This is a genomic window from Sphingomonas sp. Ell38C01 (assembly GCF_055231975.1).
The window spans coordinates 2975826-2994111 of record NZ_JBUYVA010000001.1 but is presented as its reverse complement, the minus strand read 5'-3'; the positions used below and the strand labels follow the sequence as shown (position 1 = coordinate 2994111).

At 69.2% G+C, this 18286-nt stretch carries 16 protein-coding genes; 9 read left to right on the top strand and 7 right to left on the bottom strand.

Annotated features, from left to right (window positions below):
- Positions 1-3 precede the first annotated feature (3 nt).
- Complete coding sequence (locus ACV7NO_RS14230) at positions 4-1644, bottom strand: alkaline phosphatase family protein (protein ID WP_463406623.1); 1641 nt, start codon at positions 1642-1644, stop codon at positions 4-6.
- Between the two features lie 48 nt (positions 1645-1692).
- Between ACV7NO_RS14230 and ACV7NO_RS14225 the strand changes: the two genes are divergently transcribed.
- The 4 genes from ACV7NO_RS14225 (at position 1693) to ACV7NO_RS14210 (ending at position 7075) form a co-directional block, all read left to right on the top strand.
- A complete protein-coding gene (locus tag ACV7NO_RS14225) occupies positions 1693-3726 on the top strand; it encodes a protein-disulfide reductase DsbD family protein (protein WP_463406622.1) in 2034 nt (677 codons plus the stop codon).
- A gap of 93 nt (positions 3727-3819) precedes the next feature.
- A complete protein-coding gene (locus tag ACV7NO_RS14220) occupies positions 3820-5334 on the top strand; it encodes a circularly permuted type 2 ATP-grasp protein (RefSeq protein WP_463406621.1) in 1515 nt (504 codons plus the stop codon).
- On the top strand, positions 5334-6269 hold the full coding sequence (locus tag ACV7NO_RS14215) for an alpha-E domain-containing protein (RefSeq protein ID WP_463406620.1): 936 nt from the start codon (positions 5334-5336) through the stop codon (positions 6267-6269). The genes ACV7NO_RS14220 and ACV7NO_RS14215 overlap by 1 nt, the downstream gene beginning before the upstream one ends.
- Entirely contained in the window at positions 6269-7075 is an 807-nt protein-coding gene (locus ACV7NO_RS14210; protein ID WP_463406619.1) for a transglutaminase family protein, read from the top strand. Before ACV7NO_RS14215 ends, ACV7NO_RS14210 begins: the two co-directional genes overlap by 1 nt.
- Positions 7076-7213: 138 nt before the next feature.
- Here ACV7NO_RS14210 and ACV7NO_RS14205 read toward each other — a convergent pair whose 3' ends face one another.
- Together ACV7NO_RS14205 and ACV7NO_RS14200 are read right to left on the bottom strand one after the other, a co-directional pair.
- On the bottom strand, positions 7214-8599 hold the full coding sequence (locus ACV7NO_RS14205; RefSeq protein ID WP_463406618.1) for a cytochrome P450: 1386 nt from the start codon (positions 8597-8599) through the stop codon (positions 7214-7216).
- The gene (locus tag ACV7NO_RS14200) at positions 8599-9720 is read right to left on the bottom strand and encodes a hypothetical protein (RefSeq protein ID WP_463406617.1); all 1122 of its coding nucleotides are present in this window, start codon (positions 9718-9720) and stop codon (positions 8599-8601) included. Before ACV7NO_RS14200 ends, ACV7NO_RS14205 begins: the two co-directional genes overlap by 1 nt.
- A 78-nt stretch (positions 9721-9798) precedes the next feature.
- Between ACV7NO_RS14200 and ACV7NO_RS14195 the strand changes: the two genes are divergently transcribed.
- Together ACV7NO_RS14195 and kdsA are read left to right on the top strand one after the other, a co-directional pair.
- Entirely contained in the window at positions 9799-10092 is a 294-nt protein-coding gene (locus tag ACV7NO_RS14195; RefSeq protein ID WP_463406616.1) for a hypothetical protein, read from the top strand.
- The gene (kdsA, locus tag ACV7NO_RS14190) at positions 10089-10940 is read left to right on the top strand and encodes a 3-deoxy-8-phosphooctulonate synthase (RefSeq protein WP_463406615.1); all 852 of its coding nucleotides are present in this window, start codon (positions 10089-10091) and stop codon (positions 10938-10940) included. Before ACV7NO_RS14195 ends, kdsA begins: the two co-directional genes overlap by 4 nt.
- An 83-nt stretch (positions 10941-11023) precedes the next feature.
- Here the strand turns inward: kdsA and ACV7NO_RS14185 are convergent, their stop codons facing one another.
- Positions 11024-12406, bottom strand: coding sequence for a leucyl aminopeptidase family protein (locus ACV7NO_RS14185; RefSeq protein ID WP_463406614.1), 1383 nt, complete (start codon positions 12404-12406; stop codon positions 11024-11026).
- Positions 12407-12514: 108 nt separating this feature from the next.
- On the opposite strand from ACV7NO_RS14185, the gene trxB reads away from it, so the two are divergent.
- On the top strand, positions 12515-13483 hold the full coding sequence (trxB, locus tag ACV7NO_RS14180; RefSeq protein WP_463406613.1) for a thioredoxin-disulfide reductase: 969 nt from the start codon (positions 12515-12517) through the stop codon (positions 13481-13483).
- Between the two features lie 7 nt (positions 13484-13490).
- Here the strand turns inward: trxB and ACV7NO_RS14175 are convergent, their stop codons facing one another.
- From ACV7NO_RS14175 to ACV7NO_RS14165, 3 genes are read right to left on the bottom strand one after another with little or no spacing between them, the layout of a single operon-like run.
- A complete protein-coding gene (locus tag ACV7NO_RS14175) occupies positions 13491-14255 on the bottom strand; it encodes a hydrolase 1, exosortase A system-associated (RefSeq protein ID WP_463406612.1) in 765 nt (254 codons plus the stop codon).
- Positions 14243-14911: a hypothetical protein gene (locus tag ACV7NO_RS14170; protein WP_463406611.1), complete on the bottom strand. Its 669-nt coding sequence runs from the start codon at positions 14909-14911 to the stop codon at positions 14243-14245. The genes ACV7NO_RS14175 and ACV7NO_RS14170 overlap by 13 nt, the downstream gene beginning before the upstream one ends.
- Positions 14912-14925: 14 nt before the next feature.
- Positions 14926-15192: an acyl carrier protein gene (locus ACV7NO_RS14165; protein ID WP_463406610.1), complete on the bottom strand. Its 267-nt coding sequence runs from the start codon at positions 15190-15192 to the stop codon at positions 14926-14928.
- A gap of 89 nt (positions 15193-15281) precedes the next feature.
- Between ACV7NO_RS14165 and ACV7NO_RS14160 the strand changes: the two genes are divergently transcribed.
- Positions 15282-16874 carry an AMP-binding protein gene (locus ACV7NO_RS14160; protein ID WP_463406609.1) on the top strand — a complete coding sequence of 531 codons (1593 nt, stop codon included), beginning with the start codon at positions 15282-15284 and terminating at the stop codon, positions 16872-16874.
- On the top strand, positions 16871-18088 hold the full coding sequence (locus ACV7NO_RS14155; protein WP_463406608.1) for a pyridoxal-dependent decarboxylase, exosortase A system-associated: 1218 nt from the start codon (positions 16871-16873) through the stop codon (positions 18086-18088). The genes ACV7NO_RS14160 and ACV7NO_RS14155 overlap by 4 nt, the downstream gene beginning before the upstream one ends.
- Positions 18089-18286: the final 198 nt, after the last annotated feature.

Here is an 18286-nt window from a genome sequence, read left to right as displayed (position 1 = left end):
GACTCACCCGCAGGTGTCGCCCGCGCCCAGATCCAGATCGAGGCATCGCCCGTCGAGCCCCTTGACCGGCAGCTTTAGCGTCGCCGCCAGCGTCGGCACGATGTCGACCGTCTCGATCGACAGCGGCTGTTCGAACCCGGTCATGCCCTTGCGCCAGAACAGGACCGGGACGCGCCGGTCGTAATCCCACGGGCTGCCGTGCGTCTCGACATAACCGATGCCGGGCTTGGCAATCGTCGTGATGCGCGGCTTGAGCAGGACCAGCAGGTCGCCTGATCGCTCGGGGTCGAACGAGGCGCGGGCGCGCTCCAGCAGCGTCCAGCTTTCGGGCGGGGTCGTCGCGAACGGGGTCGCCATGATCTGGTCGCGGGTCAGCGCGGCGGCGACCTGCGGCATCGCGGCATAGCGTTTCTGCGCCTCGGCGAGCACTGCCTTGCGCTTCGCCGCCGGCACCGTGTCGGCGATGTAGACGTCGCTCTCCGGCCCGAGCAGCACCGGCCCCGCGATTCCCAGCGCCGTGCCGATCGCCGCGCCGACCGCCCTGGCCTGTACCGTCGGGTCGACATGCGCCTCCATCGGCATCGCGCGCTGCTGCTGGCGCTCGGTCATGTCGTGCGCGCCGTGGTCCGCGGTCAACACCACCTCGTAATCGACGCCGGTCGCGTCGAGCACGTCGAAGAAGCCGGCGAGCGAGCGGTCGAGCTCGTTCATCTGGATGCACATCTCGGTGCCCTGCGTACCGGTCGCGTGGCCGATATAGTCGGTGGCCGACAGGCCGATCGCGATCAGGTCCGGCGCGGTGCCCTGGCCCAGCTTCATGTCCTGGACGAAGCCCGCGGCCATCGCAAGCACCGCGGCGTCGGCGGCGGGGGACGTGCGGAACGCCTTGGCGTCGCCCGCGGCGCGTTCGAACCGGCCGGTGCCGAGCACCTGTTCACCGATCTGGATCGGGCGGTCGAGCCCCTTGCACCAGCCCGGCAGCGGCATCGCGGCCTGTGGTGCCGCGAGCAGGTCCGTGACCGCCTTGCGGGTCCGCGCGACGACGCCCGGCACCGGGCGGTTGCCGAGCGTGACATAGGTCTTGCCGTCCCAGAACCAGATCTCGTCGGTCCTGTGCCCGCCCATCATGATCGCGGCGCGGTCCTTGCCGGCGACCGAGACGACGCGGGTGGCGGGGTTCGCGGCCTTCATCATCTCGCCCAGCGTCGGGACCTTCAGGTGCAGGTCGGAGGCGGTGTATTTGTCGTGCGTGCTGTCGGGCGCGCTCTCGTCCTCCGCGCAATAGACCAGCTTGTCGGGACGACCGACGCGCTGGTCGAGCCAGGTGTTGGCGACGATTCCGGTATGCGCGGGGCGCATCCCCGTCAGGATCGTCGAGTGGCCGGGGCAGGTCTCGGTCGCGGCGTGGCTTTGATAGCCGGACGGGAAGACCGCGCCGGTCAGCAGTCGCGCCATCCCGCCGGTGAAATGATTGCGATATTGCGCGAACAGGTCCGCGGAGAACTGGTCGACCGAGATCGCGACGACCAGCTTGGGCGGCGTGGCGAGGACGGCCGGGGCGGGCGCTGCGACCGGCGCGGGCGTTGTCTGGGCCATGAGCGGCGCGGCGGCGAGGGCTGCGGTGGCGGCGAGCAGGCGCTTCATGGACGTCCTTCGTGCATATCGGTTGCGCGCCAGCTATGGGACGGCGCGATGAGGCAGGCAAGGTCGGCGATGCGGGTGGTATTTTACTGGGTGATGACGGTGCTGGCGGCGATGTCGCTGGTGCCCGCGGCGTCGGCCGACTCGCTAGCGCCCGGCACGCAACATGTGGCGCTGGCGCTGGTGCCCGAAACCGCGACGCCACGCGCGGGCTCGACGATCGCGCTGGCGATCGCGGCGACACCCGAGGCGAAGTGGCACGGCTACTGGATCAACCCGGGCGATGCGGGGTTCGCCGATAAATTCATCTGGACGCTGCCGAAGGGCGTGGCGACCGGCGCGATCGCCTATCCGGTGCCGCAGCGGCTGCTGATCGCCGGATTGATGAATCATGTGTACGAGAAGCCCTATGCGCGGCTGACGACAGTGACGATTCCAGCGGGGCTGGCGGCGGGGACGATGCTGCCGATCGCGCTGAAGGCGGATTACCTGGTCTGTACCGATACGCTGTGCGTGCCCGAGACCGCGCAAGTGACGACGACGCTGACGATCGGCGACGGTGCTGTGTCGCCCGAGGCGAAGGCGAGGTTCGCCGCGTGGCGCGCGACGTTGCCGTCCGCGCCGGTCGCGGCGCGGTTCGCGCTGGCTGGCGAACGGATACGGATCGCGATCCCGGCGGGCGAGGCGGCGGACGCACATTTCTTCCCGCTGACCACCGGCGCGATCGACAACGCCGCGCCGCAGATCGTCACGCGCGCGGGCAACGACCTGATCGTCGAGACGAAGGCGACCGGCAAGCCCGAGGCGATCGAGGGCGTGCTGGCGACCGGCGACGGTCGCGGCATCGGCGTGCGTGCGACGCCGGGGACGGTGCCTAGCGCGCGGGATGCCGCCACCGGCGGCGCGAGCGCGGGCTGGTGGCCCGCGCTGCTGGCGTTCGCAGGCGCGGTGCTGGGCGGACTGATCCTGAACATCATGCCGTGCGTGTTTCCGATCCTGAGCCTGAAGGCGCTGAGCCTCGCCAAGAGCGGCGGGAGCGAACGTGCGGCGCGGGCGGAGGCGCTGGCGTATACCGCGGGGGTCGTGCTGGTGTGCCTGGCGCTCGGCGGGCTGTTGCTGGCGTTGCGCGCGGCGGGGAGCAGTGCAGGGTGGGCGTTCCAGTTGCAGGATCCGCGCGTCGTCGGCGTGCTGCTGGTGCTCGTCACCGGGATCGCGCTGAACCTCGCGGGACTGTTCGAACTGCCGACTCCGCAGTTCGCGGGGTCGACGGGAACGACGGGTGCGTTCGCGACCGGCGCGCTGGCGGCGTTCGTCGCGACGCCGTGCACGGGGCCGTTCATGGGGGCGGCACTGGGTGCGGCGCTCGTTCTGCCGACGGTCGCGGCGCTGCTGGTGTTCGCGGGACTGGGACTGGGGATCGCGCTGCCGTTCCTGCTGCTGGGATTCGTGCCCGCGCTGCGGCGGCGGTTGCCGAAACCGGGGATGTGGATGGCGACACTGCGCCGCATCCTGTCGCTGCCGATGTTCCTGACCGCGCTGGCGCTGGCGTGGGTGCTCGGGCGGCAGGCCGGGGTCGACGGGATGACGGTGGGGCTGTTCGCGGCGCTGGTCGCGGCGGCGGGGCTGTGGTGGACCGGGCGGCGGCAGCTGGCGGGCAAGGGGCGGGCGTGGTGGCCCGCGCTGGCCGCGATCGTGCTGGCGTGCGTCGCGGTCGTGATGGTCCGGCCCGCGACCGCGGCACCTGCGCAGGTCGCCGGGACCGAGCCGTTCTCCGAGAAGCGTCTCGCGGAGCTGCGTGCGGAGGGGCGGCCGGTGTTTGCCTATTTCACCGCCGACTGGTGCCTGACGTGCAAGGTCAACGAAAAGGCCGCGATCGAGACCGAAGCGGTCGCCGCCGCGTTCAAGGCGAAGAACGCCGCGGTGCTGCTGGGCGACTGGACCGATGGCGATCGCACGCTGGGCCGGTTCATCGAGGCGCACAACCGCGCGGGCGTACCGCTGTACCTGTGGTATCCCAAGGGCGCTGCCAGACCGCAGGTGCTGCCACAGGTGCTGACCAAGGCGACGTTGACCGAATTGCACTGATCCGATTGCGCGAACCCGTCACGCGCCCCTTGTGCAACGCAACAAAGCGTTGCAGCATGGAACCGTCAATGTTTGGGGGGCTTTAACGCTTAGATGGGGAATATGCCGGCGTTCGACGAAATCAGGGGCGCTGGAGGCGAGGCGGATGCCACGCGTCCCGAACTCGCGGCGCTCGGGCGCTGGCTGGAGGAAACCCCCGACGGGGAGCTTCGTCGTCGGCAACAGTCGGCCGAGACGACGTTCCGGCAACTCGGCATCACCTTTGCCGTCTATGGCGATAGCGATGCGAGCGAGCGGATCATTCCGTTCGACATCGTGCCCCGCGTCTTTCTTGCGGATGAATGGGCGCGGCTGTCCGAGGGGCTCGTACAGCGCGTACAAGCGATCAACGCCTTCCTGAACGACATCTATGGCGAGCGCCGGATCCTCGCTGAAGGCGTGCTGCCGCCCGACCTGATCCTGGGCAATGCGCAGTTCCGGCCCGAGATCGCGGGCATCCGCCCCCCGCATGACGTGTGGGCGCATATCTGCGGGATCGATCTGGTGCGCACCGGCCCCGACGAGTTCTTCGTGCTCGAGGACAATGCGCGGACGCCGTCGGGCGTCAGCTACATGCTCGAGAACCGCGAGGCGATGGTGCGGCTGTGCCCGGAGCTGTTCCGCGAGTTCCGCGTGGCGGCGGTCGACAGCTATCCTGATCGGCTGCTGCAAACGATGCAGTCGGTCGCCCCGCATAATTCGGGGCAGAGCCCGATCTGCGTCGTGCTGACGCCGGGGCACTTCAACTCCGCCTATTACGAGCACAGCTTCCTGGCCGATTCGATGGGGGTCGAGCTGGTCGAGGCGGCGGATCTGGTCGTCGATGACGATATCGTCTGGATGCGGACGATCGCGGGGCGGGTGAAGGTCGACGTGATCTATCGCCGGGTGGACGACGATTATCTCGATCCGCTGGTGTTCCGCGCGGATTCGATGCTGGGCGTGCCGGGGCTGATCGCGGCCTATGCCGCGGGCAATGTCGCGATCCTCAACGCGCCCGGGAACGGCATCGCCGACGACAAGGCGATCTACAGCTACATGCCCGAGATCGTGAAATTCTATTCGGGCGGCGAGGCGAAGCTGCCCAACGTCGAGACGTACCGATGTCGCGAGCCCCAAGCGCTGCAATACACGCTCGACAACCTCGAGAAACTCGTCGTGAAGCTGGTCGACGGATCGGGCGGCTATGGGATGCTGGTCGGTCCGACCGCCTCGCGGCAGGAGATCGAGGACTTCCGCGCCGCGCTGATCGCCGAGCCACAACGCTATATCGCGCAGCCGACATTGGCGCTGTCGACCGTGCCGACGCTGGCGGACAGCGGGCTGGCGCCACGGCATGTCGATTTCCGGCCGTTCGTGCTGACCGGATCGAAGGGGGTGCAAGTCGTGCCCGGCGGGTTGACGCGCGTCGCGTTGCGCGAGGGATCGCTGGTGGTGAATTCGTCGCAGGGCGGCGGGACGAAGGACAGTTTCGTGCTGCTCGACGGAGGCATGTCGCAGATGCAGGGATCGGGCGCGCAATCGCAGACGCTCGGCGGGATGACGCAGTCGCAGCGGGTGCCGGGCTGATGCTGTCGCGCACCGCCTCCTCGCTCTACTGGCTCGGCCGCTATGTCGAGCGCGCGGACTTCATCGCACGGCTGGTCGAGGCGACCGTGCGGCTCGACGTGCTGTCGTCCCGGCCGGCCGGGGAGGCCGCGTGGCAGTCCGCGCTGTCGGTGACCGAATCGGAAGAGGCCTATGCCGCGTCCGGTGCGGGAGTGACGCAGCAGGAGGTCGCGCGCTTCCTGACGCTCGACGGGTCGCACCCCGGATCGATCGTCCGGTGCCTGGACATGGCGCGGATGAACGCCAAGGCGGTTCGTACGGCGCTGACCCGCGAGGCATGGACCGCGATCAATCGCGCGTGGCTGATCTTCGACAATCGATCCAGTCCGGGCAACACGATGGCGACGTTGAGCCTTGTCGATTCGGTCAAGACCGAGACTCGCGGTTTCGAGGGTGCGGTGCACCGGATGCTACGCAACCAGACGACATGGTTCATCCGGTTGGGACAGGCGATCGAGCGGGCCGACAACACCGCGCGGCTGATCGACGTGAAATACCATATCCTGCTGCCAGAGGGCGAGACCGTCGGCGGTGTGGTCGATCGCGACCAGTGGACGACGATCCTGGCGACAGTGTCCGCAGTGACTGCGTATCGCTGGCTCTATTCCGAAGGGTTGCAGCCCGCCAACGTGATCGACCTGCTGATGGCGCGTGCGGAATTGCCGCGCAGCCTGGCGGCGTCGTCGGAAGAGGCGGTCGACGTGCTGAACCTGCTGGCCAAGCGCACCGGACATCACGGCGAGGCGGACCGGATGGCGCGGCAGCGGCATGCGCGGACCAGCCGGACCCGTTCGGGCGAAGTCATCGCGCAGGGGCTGCACCAGCATCTGCAAAGCTACATCGCCGAGAACGACCGGCTTCACGCCGCGATCGGCCGGCAGTTCAAGTTCGTCTGATGCGGCTGGTCGTAGAGCATCGCACGACCTACCGTTTCACCGCCCCGCAGGCACGCCTCGTCCAGATGCTCCGGGTGACGCCGGAGAATACGCACGACCAGACGGTAGCGTCATGGCGCGTCGACGTCGATTGCGACGCAAACATGCGCCGGCATCGCGACGGCTTCGGCAACTGCACGACGATGCTGTATGTCGAGGGCCCGATCGATTCGATCGAGATCGCGGTGTCCGGCGAGGTGTTGACCAGCCATTCGGACGGCGTGCTCCACGGCACGCACGAGCCGCTGCCGCCCGCGCTGTTCCTGCGGACAACGTCGCTGACCGAGGCCGACGAGGCGATCGCGACGTTCGCGCGCAAGGTCGGCGGGCCGGGGAGTGCGCTCGACCGGCTCCATCGGCTGAACGATGTGCTGAACACGCGCTTCCGCGTCGACCGCGGCGTGCCGGTGGCGGGGCGTACGGCGGCGGAGGCGTTCGCGCTGGAGAGCGCGACGCCGCGCGATCTGGCGCATGTGTTCGTGGCGGCGGCGCGGGCGCTGGGATCGCCCGCGCGCTATGTCAGCGGTTATTGCGGCGGGCTGTTCGCGGACGAGCATCGGCCGACCGCGCATGGCTGGGCGGACGCATGGGTCGAGGGGATCGGTTGGATCGGGTTCGATCCGAGCTTTGCGCTATGCCCGGAGGAGAATCATGTCCGGGTCGCGGTGGGCCTTGATTCCGCCGGGGCGGCGCCGGTCGCGGGATCGCGGCTGGGCGAAGGGCGCGAGATCATGGACGTCGACCTGACGGTGCAGCGCGAGGATTAACGCGCCGACCGAACCTCGATCCGTTGGCCCCGAGCCTGTCGAAGCCTGTCCTGAGCTTCGCAGAAGCGGGCTGTCTTGTCTTCGAGGCGGCAGAGAAGAAAGACAGTGCTTCGACAAGCTCGGTATAAGCGGTACTGATTATCGCGGCTTTACCCACAACCGGAGCCCGTCCTTGGGACGCAGTGTCAGTCGGCTGATCGGTTCGGGAATGTCGCCCTCGACGGGGGCAAGCGCGAAGGCGCGGACGACGCTGGCGATCACCACCATCGCTTCCTGTGTCGCGAAGCCCGCGCCGACGCAGATGCGCGGGCCTTGGCCGAACGGCAGCCACGCGTCGCGAATCATCGCGCGGTTGGCAGGGTCCTCGAACCGGTCGGGATCGAAGGCGTGGGGGCACACCCAATTGTCCTTGTTGCGCTGGATCAGCCATGGCGACACGACGAGCATCGCACCCTGGGGCAGGTGCTTGTCGCGCATCTGCGTGGGGCACAGCGTCTCGCGGGGCAGGAAGCTGACCGGCGGGTAGAGCCGCAGCGTCTCGCGGACGATGTTGCGGTCGAGCGTCATCTTCTTCAGCGCGTCGGGGGTGAACGGCGCATCGCCCGCCTGTTCGGCGATCTCGGCGAGCAAGTCGCGTTGCGTATCCGCGTCGGCGGCGACGCAGAACAGCGCCCAGCTCATCAGGCTCGCCGACGTCTCGTGGCCGGCGAGGAAGATCAGTGCGACCTGCTCCATCACGCCTTGGAAGGTGAAGGGCTCACCCGTTTCGGGGTGCTTCGCCTCGAGGAAGCCCTGGAGGATGTCGTCGTGGAGCGTCTCGCCCGCGCCGTGCCAGCGATCGTAGCGGTCGCGCACCAGCGGCTCGAACACCGCGTGGATCGCCTTGCCCGCGGTGCGCGCACGCGCCTCGTAGCCCAGCCCGGGGAGGCGGTAGAGCCGCAGCATCGAGGCGGAATGGGCGTAGCGCTGGAACCGGTTGAAGGTGCGGTGGATCACCGCGCTGCCGTCCTCGCTGAGCGGGACGGAGAAGATCGTACGGAAGATGATGTCCGCGGCGACATGCGTGGTCAGCGGATCGACGTCGATCGGCCTCGTCGTGTCCATGCCCGCGATCCGCGCGACGAGATCGTCGGCGGCCTCGCGCATCATCGCGAAGGTGCGGCCCAGCGCAGTGTGCTGGAACACCGGGTTTATCATTGCGCGCTGCGTCTGCCAGTCGTCGCCGTTCGCGTTGAACGTCGAGTGGCCGATCGCGGGTTCCAGCGTGCGGACCATCATCGCGTGCTTGGGGTAGGTCTTGGCGCCGTCCATGATCGTCTTCACGAGGCTGAGCTCGTTGGCGATATACATGTGGAGCCCGGGCGTCTTTATCTCGCCCATCTTCATCGTGTAGCTCTTGTCGAAGAGCACATGGATCCACGAATGCCAGCCGCGCAGGAAGCGAAAGAGCAGCGAAGATTTTTTCGGATACGGATCGGGATAGGGGGGGACGAGGTGGCCTTCCTCGCGCGGCAGATCGAGCATCAGATCGCCTTGAACGCGGCGACCGATGCCTCGATCGGGCGGTCACCCGCGATCAGGCTGGGATAGTCGATCGGGGAGACCCGGTCGCCCACGCGCAGGTAATCGAAGTGGATCTCGTACTTGTTGGCATAGCCCTTGTGATACGTCGCGGGGTCGTAGAACAGGTGGAAGCGCGGAGAGAGCAGCTCGATCCGCGGACGGCTTTCCTCACCGACGAGCAGCATCGGGTTGACGCCGAAAAACGCCGCGCCGTCGGGGGGCGAGCCGATGTCTATCCAGCGGAAATCGTGGCGTGCGACGTCGCGGAGCTGGTCGTGGAACCACGTCGCGTCGCGGCGCTTGCCGAACAGCGGGATGCAGTGGCCGAGCGTCACCAGCGCGAATTTTTCGGGCAGGACCCCGCCGCGCAGTGCGAGCAGCTTCACCATCAGCGGGATCGCAAGGATCGAGCCGTTCGAATGGGTGACGAGCAACACCTCGTCATGATCGCCGTCGAGCGCGGCGGCGATCTCGGCCGCGAACAGGTCGAGCCGCGCTTCGATCTCCTCGCGGCCGACGCCTTCGCTGAGTTCGGAATTGAATACGAAGAAGCGCAGCAGCCACGGCGCATGGATCTTCACCAGCAGCGGGCGCGCGGCGATCGCGGCGACGACGATGCCTGAGATCAAGGCCCCCCACCACGGCAGCAGGATCGCAGTCAGCCCGAACACCGCCAGCGCGATCAAGAGCGGGATCAGGATCGCGAGGATCGGCGGATAGAACAGCGTGATGAGAGGCCCTGTCGCGAGCGTCTTGATCGCGGCGATGTCGAGAAACTTGAGATAGTGGCTGTATGCGCGGGCGGCGCGCTTCGCGAGCGTCACCGGACTCTTGATCCAGGCGCGCTGGACGATGTCTTCCCAGCGCAGGAAGCTGAACTCGGTCGTCGTGCCGTTGCTGGCGTTGTCGATCATCCAGTCCGCGCGGATCGGCGAGACGCTGCGCCGCCGCGTCACCGCGATCGCGTCGCCCGTCTTGTCCGCATAGCGCGCGACCTCGTCGCGCATCATCTGGTGATAGTGCCGCACGCCGCGGGGATCGAACCCGCCGACATAGAACATCCTGCGCTTGAACCCCGCCATGCGGCAACGGGTAGGCGCTGGCGGCGGGCGAGGCAACGCGCGTTGTCAACAATCGGGTTCGTCGGCTAGGGAATCGCGATGCCCCAGCCCGCCCGCGACTATTGCCACTTCCTCGATCCGACGAAGTACAACCGCAACCGCGGATGCCGGCTGCACGACAACGCCTATGGCATCAACGGCGGCGGCGGCGAGCGTGATAGGTGGCGCGCGGATCGCGACTTCTATCGGCACATGCGCGGCGAGGGCGATCCTATGGCGATCCCGTCCTGGCTGGCCTGCACGCTGCTCGGCTGGTTCTTCTGGAACTATCATCCCGGGCGATGGCTGTGGCGCGGGCAACTGGTCCGCCGTTTCGCGAAGGCTCCCGAATGATCGATTCCAAGAGCGTGACCGTCGGTGACGTCACCTTCGCTGCTGACCGTCCGTTCGTGCTCATCAGCGGACCGTGCCAGATCGAATCGCGCGACCACGCCCTGATGATGGCGGAGCGCCTCGCCGCGATCGCGCGGGAGGCAGGCGTGCCGTTCGTGTTCAAGGCCTCGTACGACAAGGCGAACCGGACGTCGCTGGGCGGACGGCGCGGGGTAGGGATCGACGAGGGGTTGCGGGTCCTGTCGGATATTCGAGGCACGCTCGGATGCCCGGTCCTGACCGATATTCACAGCGCGGAGCAGGCGGCGGTGGCGGCGCAGGCGGTCGACATCCTCCAGATCCCCGCGTTCCTGTGCCGACAGACCGACCTGTTGCTGGCGGCAGGCGCGACGGGAGCGGCGATCAACGTGAAGAAGGGGCAGTTCCTGGCACCGTGGGACATGGCAGCGGTCGCCGCCAAGATCGCATCGACCGGCAACGAGCGCGTCATCCTGACCGATCGCGGGACGACGTTCGGCTACAACGCATTGGTCAGCGATTTCCGGGGTTTGCCGATCATGGCGGACACCGGATATCCGGTCGTGTTCGACGCGACGCACTCCACCCAGTCACCCGGCGGGCAGGGCGCCTCGTCCGGCGGGGACCGACGGTTCGGGCCGGTGCTTGCGCGCGCGGCGGTCGCGGTGGGGGTCGCAGGCGTGTTCGCGGAGGCGCACGACGATCCCGACAACGCGCCGTCCGACGGGCCGGTGATGCTGCCGATCGAATGGATGCCGGGGTTGCTGGATACGCTGAAGCGGATCGATGCGGTGGCGAAGGGGGAACGTACGGCTGGCCGTTCGGGCTGAGCTTGTCGAAGCCCTGTCCTTCTTTCCGGCGCCGCAAGAAGAAGAGCAGCACTTCGACAAGCTCAGTGCGAACGGTACTTGGTTCAACCGTACCGAGCCTGCAGCACCGCATAGGCCGCGCGCAGGCCGTATGCGTCGCCGCCCTTGGGACGCCCTGGCTTCGCCACTGGACGCCACGCGAAGGTGTCGAGATGCGCCCAGGCGATGTCGCCGGGCACGAAGCGGCGGAGGAACAGCGCCGCGGTGATCGCGCCTGCGAGGCCGCCCTCGGGCGCGTTGACCATGTCGGCGATGTCGGAGCGGAGCATCTCTTCATAGCCGTCCCACAAGGGCAACCGCCACAGCGGATCGTGCTCGGCGATGCCCGCGGCGAGCAGGTCCGTGGCGAGCGCTTCGTCGTTGGCGAAGGTGGCGGGCAGATCGGGGCCCAGCGCGACGCGCGCCGCGCCGGTCAGGGTCGCGAAATCGAGGATCAGCGCGGGTGCGCCTTCGACGGCCTTGGTCAGCGCATCGCCGAGGATCAGGCGGCCTTCGGCGTCGGTGTTGGTGTTCTCGACGGTCAGCCCCTTGCGCGTCGCCAGCACGTCGCCGGGGCGGAAGGCATTACCGGCGATCGCATTTTCCACCGCCGGCACAAGCAGATGCAGCCGGACCTTGAGACGCGCTGCCATCACCAGCCCGGCCAGCGCCAGCGCGTGCGCCGCGCCGCCCATGTCCTTCTTCATCAGCCGCATCCCCGCCGACGGCTTGATGTCCAGACCACCCGAATCGAAGCAGACGCCCTTGCCGACGATCGCGACGCGCGGGTGGGCGGCATCGCCCCATTCGAGCTCGATCAACCGCGGTGCGCGCTCGCGCGTGGCGGCCTGGCCGACCGCGTGGATCATCGGATAGCCGGTGGCGAGCGGGTCGCCGCGGGTGACCGCGAGCGTCGCGCCATGCGCCCTGGCGAGCGCCTCGGCTTCGGCTTCGAGTTCGGCGGGGCCGAGGTCGCTGGCGCCGGTGTCGACGAGGTCGCGCACCGTCGCGGTGGCGTGGGCGAGGCGCACGGTCTCGTCGATCCGCGCGGGCTCGGCGGTCAGGAGGATGCGGGGGCCGGTCGCGTCGCCCTTGCGGTAGCGGGTGAAGCGGTGCTGCGCGAGCATCCAGCCGAGCCCGGCGGCGCCGACCTCGCCGGACGCCAGTCGATAGGTTCCCTCGGGCAGCGACGCGCCGAGCGAGGCGATCCGCCACGGCGAGGTCGTCGCCTCGTTGCAGACGAGGAGCATCGCCCAGTCGTCCGCGCCGTCGCCGGGAAGGATCGCGCGGTCGCCGGGTTTGCCGGTCAGGCGGTGCGCGGCGACGGTTGTGCGGGTGCGCGCGGGCTGCGCGGCGAGCCAGGCGGGATAGTCGTCGGGGTGGACGACGTGGATCGTGCGCGCGGGCTGGCCGCGATCGGGGGCGAGGAGGGCGCGAAAATCGGTCATCGTGCCGTCAAAGCAGGTGTCGCCGGGCGGCGCAACGCGCGAGGCGGTTCCAAAATCGCGGCGTCACCCCTACATGACGGCTCGATTCCCCATCTCGCGGATATTGTCATGACCACCCACACCACCCGCATGCTCGTCCTCGGTTCCGGCCCGGCGGGGCTGTCCGCCGCGATCTATGGCGCGCGCGCGGGGATGGCGCCGATCGTGGTGCAGGGGATCCAGCCGGGCGGACAGCTGACGACGACGACCGATGTCGAGAATTATCCCGGTTTCGCGGACGTGATCCAGGGCCCTTGGCTGATGGAGCAGATGCAGAAGCAGGCCGAGCATGTCGGCACGCGGATGATGTGGGACACGATCGTCGAGGTCGACCTGTCGCGGCGGCCGTTCCGGCTGACCGGCGACGGCGGCGACGTGTACGAGGGTGAGGTGCTGGTGATCGCGACCGGCGCGCAGGCCAAGTGGCTGGGCATCGACAGCGAGGAGGCGATGAAGGGCAAGGGCGTGAGCGCGTGCGCGACGTGCGACGGATTCTTCTATCGCGGGAAGAAGGTCGCGGTGATCGGCGGGGGGAACACCGCGGTCGAGGAGGCGCTGTACCTGACGAACCATTCGGACGACGTGACGCTGATCCATCGGCGCGATTCGCTGCGTGCGGAGCGTATCCTGCAGGAGCGGCTGTTCGCGCATCCGAACGTCACGGTGCTGTGGAACAAGGAAGTGCGCGAGTTCGTGGATGGCGGCGGGGTGTCGGGATTGGTCGCGCTCGACCTGCTGGATACGGTGACCGGCGAGCATTCGCGACTCGATGTCGATGGCGGGTTCGTCGCGATCGGGCACCATCCGGCGACCGAGCTGTTCCGCGGGCATCTCGATCTCGACGACGACGGGTATCTGAAGGTGGAGGTCGGGTCGACGCGGACGTCGGTGCCCGGCGTGTTCGCGTGCGGGGATGTGCAGGACAAGATCTATCGGCAGGCGGTGACCGCGGCGGGGACGGGGTGCATGGCCGCGCTGGACGCCGAGCGGTTCCTGGCCGAGGCGGAGTTCGCCGAGATGCAGCAGGCGGCGGAGTGACGCGCGGCTAGAGGGCGGCGCGGATCGCGCGTTCGAGGGACTGCTGGTCCTCGGTTCGCGCAAAGCTGTGCGAGCCGGTGTCGATCGTGATCGTGCGGGTGGGAGCGCTGCGGGCGGCGACGGCGTAGGCGATTGCGGTGGCATCGTCGCGCGCGAGGATGACGGTGGCGGCTGCGCCCCATTGCGCGATCCCGGCGAGGGTTCTCGCTGCGAGATCATCGTCGCGTGTCGTGTGAGCGATGCGACGCAAACCTCTGACGAGCTTGAAGAGATCGACACCACCGCGCGCCAGTCGCCACCATGCGCGCGGATCGCGGAGGCGCGACAGGTAGCGTGCGCGGATCGCGGCGGGGGGCGGGAGGTCGTCGGGGGTTTCCACGACCCACGGGTTGGCGAGGATCAGCGCGTCGATCGCGCCGTACGGAGCGAAGAGCGCGAGTGTGGTCGCGGCGTCGCAATTACCGAAGGCGACGAGGCGGGTGAGCCCAGGCGCTGCCGCGCGGAACGCGGCGATCGCGGCGGCGAGATCGGGGGCGGCGCTGGCATAGCCGCGATTGTCGCCGCTCGAATCGCCGACACCGCGGCGGTCGTAGCGGAACACCGGAATGCCATCGGCGGCGAGACGGGCGGCGAGGAGCGCCATGCCGCGGTGCGCGCCGGCGCGGACTTCGTTGCCGCCGGAGACGATCAGCAGCCCGATGGAGCCCACGGCCTCGTCGAGCGTGCCGACCAGCGTCTCGCCCTCGCAGGGGAAGGCGATCAGGCGGCGCATCGGGCGATCCAGTCCGCGATATCGTCGGCGAGGAGCGCGGCGAGCGGGCGGTCGTCGGTCGGCTCGGCGGCGCGCCAGAGGGGGACGCCGGGGGCCTTGCGGTCGGCGGTGCGCGGGTCGCTGTCGAGGCGGACGGTGCGTGTCGGGCCGTTGGCGGGGGGCGCGGTGGCGAGGTCGGCAAGGAGGGCGCGGGAGATGCGGTTGCCCGCGATCTCGACCGGGTCGGTGTCGCCGGGAGCGCCGGAGAGCGCGGCGACGCGCATCAGGTCGCGGACGATCGCTGCGCCATCGGCGGGCGACAGCCGCCAGCTCGGGACGGCATGGCCGTCGAGCAGCGCGCCGCCGCGCAGCGATACGATCGCGACGGGGCTGACGAGGGCGACCACCGCGGCGACCGCGTCACGCCAGGCGGCGAGCGTCGCGCGTTCGGTCGGCCATTCGCTCTCGCCTTGCCCCGGAAGGTCGGGGATCGCGCTGGCGATGCCGTGCCCGGCAAGCGCGCGCGCGATCGAAAGGGTGAAGGCGCGGGTGCGGTTGGCTTCCTCGAACAGCGCGGGGAGGATGACGACGCGGCGATCGCCGTTGCCGACATGAAGCAGAGATTCGCGCCCGCCCGCCCAGTCGTACTGGTCGACGCGGAGCGCGGGGCCTGTCATCCCCGCGCGGCTGCTCAGGCCGCGACCTTGGACGTCGCGAAATCGACGAGCGCGCCGAACGTCTCGAGCATCTCGCCGTCGACCTCGTCGTCCTCGATCAGGATGCCGAGGCGATCCTCGACCTCGGTCAGCACGCCCGCGACCGCCATCGAATCGAGTTCGGGGAGTGCGCCGAACAGCGGCGTCGCGTCGTCGAACCCGGCGACCTGCGCCTCGCTCAACCCCAGCACGTCGCGCAATACCCCCCGTACCGTCGCGTCGATCTCGCTTCGTCCCGCCAAAGGCCTGTCCCCGTTTGGTCTTCCCGTTGGCATCTGCGGTAGAACGAGGGGATGAAATCCGCAACGTCTTGGGGCAAGGCCGTGTCCCGATGACGGATAGCGATCCCGTACCCGCGGCCCAGCCGATCGATCATGTCCTGTGCGGGCATGCGGACGCGGCTGCGTTGATCGACCGGGCGGGGATGATGACCGTCGCCGCGGTCGAGGCGGCGGTGGCGGGCTTGGCGGGGTGGCTTGCCGGGTTCGGGCTGGCGCCGGGATCGCGGGTGGCGTCATGGCTGCCCAAGACGCGCGAGGCGTGCCTGTTGCCGCTGGCGGCACCACGCGCGGGACTGGTGCATGCGCCGATCAACCCGGTGCTCAAGCGCGCGCAGGTCGCCCATATCCTGGCGGACAGCGGTGCGGCGGTGCTCGTCACGCAGCCGGGGCGGGCTGCGACACTGGAGGCGGGGGACGTGCCCGCCGGGTGTGTCGTGCACACGGGCGTCGATGTCGGAAGGCCTTTGCCGCGATCGTCGGCGGACCCCGACGGGCTGGCGGCGATCCTGTACACCTCGGGATCGACGGGGCGGCCCAAGGGAGTGATGCTGAGCCACGCCAATCTGTGGCTGGGGGCGGTATCGGTCGCGCGATATCTGAAGATCGTGCCGGAGGATCGCGTACTGGGCGTGCTGCCGTTGGCGTTCGATTACGGGCAGAACCAGCTGTTCTCGACCTGGATCGCGGGCGCGGCGGTCGCGCCGCTCGACTATCTGACGCCGCGCGACGTCATCAAGGCGGTGGAGCGCGTGGGGGCGACGTCGCTGGCGGGGGTGCCGCCCTTGTGGGTGCAGTTGCTGGAGGCGGAGTGGCCTGAGGAGACCGCGGCGCGGTTGCGGCGGCTGACCAATTCGGGGGGCGCGCTGACGCCGCGGCTGGTGCGGGGATTGCGCGAACGGTTCCCCGCGGCGGACCTGTATCCAATGTACGGGCTGACCGAGGCGTTCCGGTCGACCTACCTGCCGCCCGCGCTGGTCGATGCGAATCCCGAATCGATCGGCCGCGCGATCCCGTTCGCCGAAGTGATGGTGGTGCGCGCGGACGGCAGCGCGGCGGCGGCGGGGGAGGCGGGGGAACTCGTCCATGCGGGGCCGCTCGTCGCGCAGGGCTATTGGCGCGATGCGGAGCGGACCGCGCAGCGGTTTCGCCCGGCGCCGGCGTTCTCGCGTTATGGCGGCATGGCGGTGTGGTCCGGCGATACGGTGGTTGCGGATGCGGAGGGGCTGCTGCGGTTCGTGGGGCGCGACGATGCGATGATGAAGGTGGCGGGCAATCGGGTCAGCCCGACCGAGATCGAGGATGCGGTGACCGCGGGCGGCGAGGCGGCGGAAGCGGTGGCGATCGGGGTGCCCGACGCGCGGCTGGGTCAGGCGATCGTGGTGGTCGCGCGGGGGGATGCGTCGGCCGAGCCCGCGTTGCGCGCGCGGTTGCAGCGGGAACTGCCCAATTTCATGCAGCCTTCTCGGATCGAGTGGCGGGTGGAGCTGCCGCGCAATGCGAACGGGAAGCTGGATCGGGTGGCGGTGGCGCGGGCGCTCGTTTCCAACGGTGGTGGGTTGGTCGAAGCGCCTTCCGGGCTTCCGGAGGCGGGGCGGGCTTCGACAGGCTCAGCCCGAACGGATGAGGGGACTGTGACGCCATGAAGCCGTTCGGGCCGTTGCCTCCCGAGTTCGCCGGTCAGACCGGTGCGCTGACGATTGCAGGCCGCTCCGCTGCGGACTGGATGGCGGGGCGGGACGGGCCGGTCTTCGTCTACGATCCGGCGATCGTCGCGGCGCGGGTGGCGCGGTTCCGGGGGGCGTTTGCGGGCGTGGACCTGCACTATGCGATCAAGGCGAACCCGCTGCCCGCGTTCCTCGCGCGGGTCGCGCCGATGGTCGACGGGCTCGACGTCGCGTCGGGGGGAGAGCTGGCGACCGCGCTGGTCGAGAAGCCGGCTGGGGCGATCAGCTTCGCGGGGCCCGGCAAGCGCGATGCGGAATTGTGCGCGGCGATCGTCGCGGGGGCGACGATCAATGTCGAATCGGCGGGCGAAGCGGCGCGCGCGCTGGCGATCGGCGACGCGACGGGGGTGACGCCGCGGCTGGCGGTGCGGGTCAACCCCGATATCGAGCTGCGCGGATCGGGAATGAAGATGGGCGGGCGCGCCTCGCCGTTCGGCATCGATGCGGAGCATGCGGCGGACGTGGTGCGGACGATCGTGGCGGCGGGCGCGGACTGGCGGGGGTTCCATATCTTCGCAGGCTCGCAGGCGCTGGGCACCGACGCGGTGATCGAGACGCAGGCGGCGACGCTGGCGCTGGCGGCGCGGCTGGCGGATGCGGCGGGAGCGGTGCCGCCGCTGGTCAATCTGGGCGGCGGGTTCGGAATCCCGTATTTCGCGGGCGATACGCCGCTGGACGTGGCGGCGGTGGGAGTGGCGCTCGGCGACGCGCTGGCGGCACGTGCGGACGTGCTGGCGGGGTCGCGGTTCGCGATCGAGCTGGGGCGGTGGCTGGTCGGCGAATGCGGTGTGTATCTGACGCGTGTCGTCGATCGCAAGGCAAGTCGGGGCGAGGTGTTCCTCGTCGTCGATGGCGGGCTTCACCACCAGCTGGCGGCGAGCGGCAATTTCGGAACGGTGGTGAGGCGCAACTATCCGGTTGCGATCGCGCACCGGGTGGGGGCTGCGGCGGAGGAAACGGTGTCGGTGGTGGGGTGCCTGTGCACGCCGCTCGACCGGCTGGCGGACCGGGTGGCGCTGCCGCGTGCGGACGTGGGCGACGTGGTCGCGATCTTCCTGGCGGGGGCCTATGGGGCGAGCGCCAGCCCGACGCGGTTCCTGGGGCACCCGGCGCCGGTAGAGATCGTGGGTTGAGCTAAAATCTTCCGTTCGTGTTGAGCCTGTCGAAGCACCGTCCTTCTTTCGGCGTGCAAAAGAAGGACGGGCTTTCGACAAGCTCAGTGCAAAGGGTTTGAGAGGACGGTGATCGTTTCCGGGTTGCGCGCGCTTGAGGTAGCTGAACGACCACCCCCTTACGACGTTCCTAACGCTATCTTCACCTGTTGCCAGCAT

Bases quoted from the DNA above. Each gene is read 5' to 3' on its own strand.
- ACV7NO_RS14225 (WP_463406622.1), top strand. From the start codon at position 1,693: ATGAGGCAGGCAAGGTCGGCGATGCGGGTGGTATTTTACTGGGTGATG.
- ACV7NO_RS14175 (WP_463406612.1), bottom strand. From the start codon at position 14,255: ATGCGCCGCCTGATCGCCTTCCCCTGCGAGGGCGAGACGCTGGTCGGC.
- ACV7NO_RS14205 (WP_463406618.1), bottom strand. From the start codon at position 8,599: ATGCTCGATCTGCCGCGCGAGGAAGGCCACCTCGTCCCCCCCTATCCC.
- ACV7NO_RS14210 (WP_463406619.1), top strand. From the start codon at position 6,269: ATGCGGCTGGTCGTAGAGCATCGCACGACCTACCGTTTCACCGCCCCG.
- ACV7NO_RS14215 (WP_463406620.1), top strand. From the start codon at position 5,334: ATGCTGTCGCGCACCGCCTCCTCGCTCTACTGGCTCGGCCGCTATGTC.
- ACV7NO_RS14195 (WP_463406616.1), top strand. From the start codon at position 9,799: ATGCCCCAGCCCGCCCGCGACTATTGCCACTTCCTCGATCCGACGAAG.
- ACV7NO_RS14170 (WP_463406611.1), bottom strand. From the start codon at position 14,911: ATGACAGGCCCCGCGCTCCGCGTCGACCAGTACGACTGGGCGGGCGGG.
- ACV7NO_RS14230 (WP_463406623.1), bottom strand. From the start codon at position 1,644: ATGAAGCGCCTGCTCGCCGCCACCGCAGCCCTCGCCGCCGCGCCGCTC.
- trxB (WP_463406613.1), top strand. From the start codon at position 12,515: ATGACCACCCACACCACCCGCATGCTCGTCCTCGGTTCCGGCCCGGCG.
- kdsA (WP_463406615.1), top strand. From the start codon at position 10,089: ATGATCGATTCCAAGAGCGTGACCGTCGGTGACGTCACCTTCGCTGCT.
- ACV7NO_RS14185 (WP_463406614.1), bottom strand. From the start codon at position 12,406: ATGACCGATTTTCGCGCCCTCCTCGCCCCCGATCGCGGCCAGCCCGCG.
- ACV7NO_RS14200 (WP_463406617.1), bottom strand. From the start codon at position 9,720: ATGGCGGGGTTCAAGCGCAGGATGTTCTATGTCGGCGGGTTCGATCCC.
- ACV7NO_RS14160 (WP_463406609.1), top strand. From the start codon at position 15,282: ATGACGGATAGCGATCCCGTACCCGCGGCCCAGCCGATCGATCATGTC.
- ACV7NO_RS14220 (WP_463406621.1), top strand. From the start codon at position 3,820: ATGGGGAATATGCCGGCGTTCGACGAAATCAGGGGCGCTGGAGGCGAG.
- ACV7NO_RS14155 (WP_463406608.1), top strand. From the start codon at position 16,871: ATGAAGCCGTTCGGGCCGTTGCCTCCCGAGTTCGCCGGTCAGACCGGT.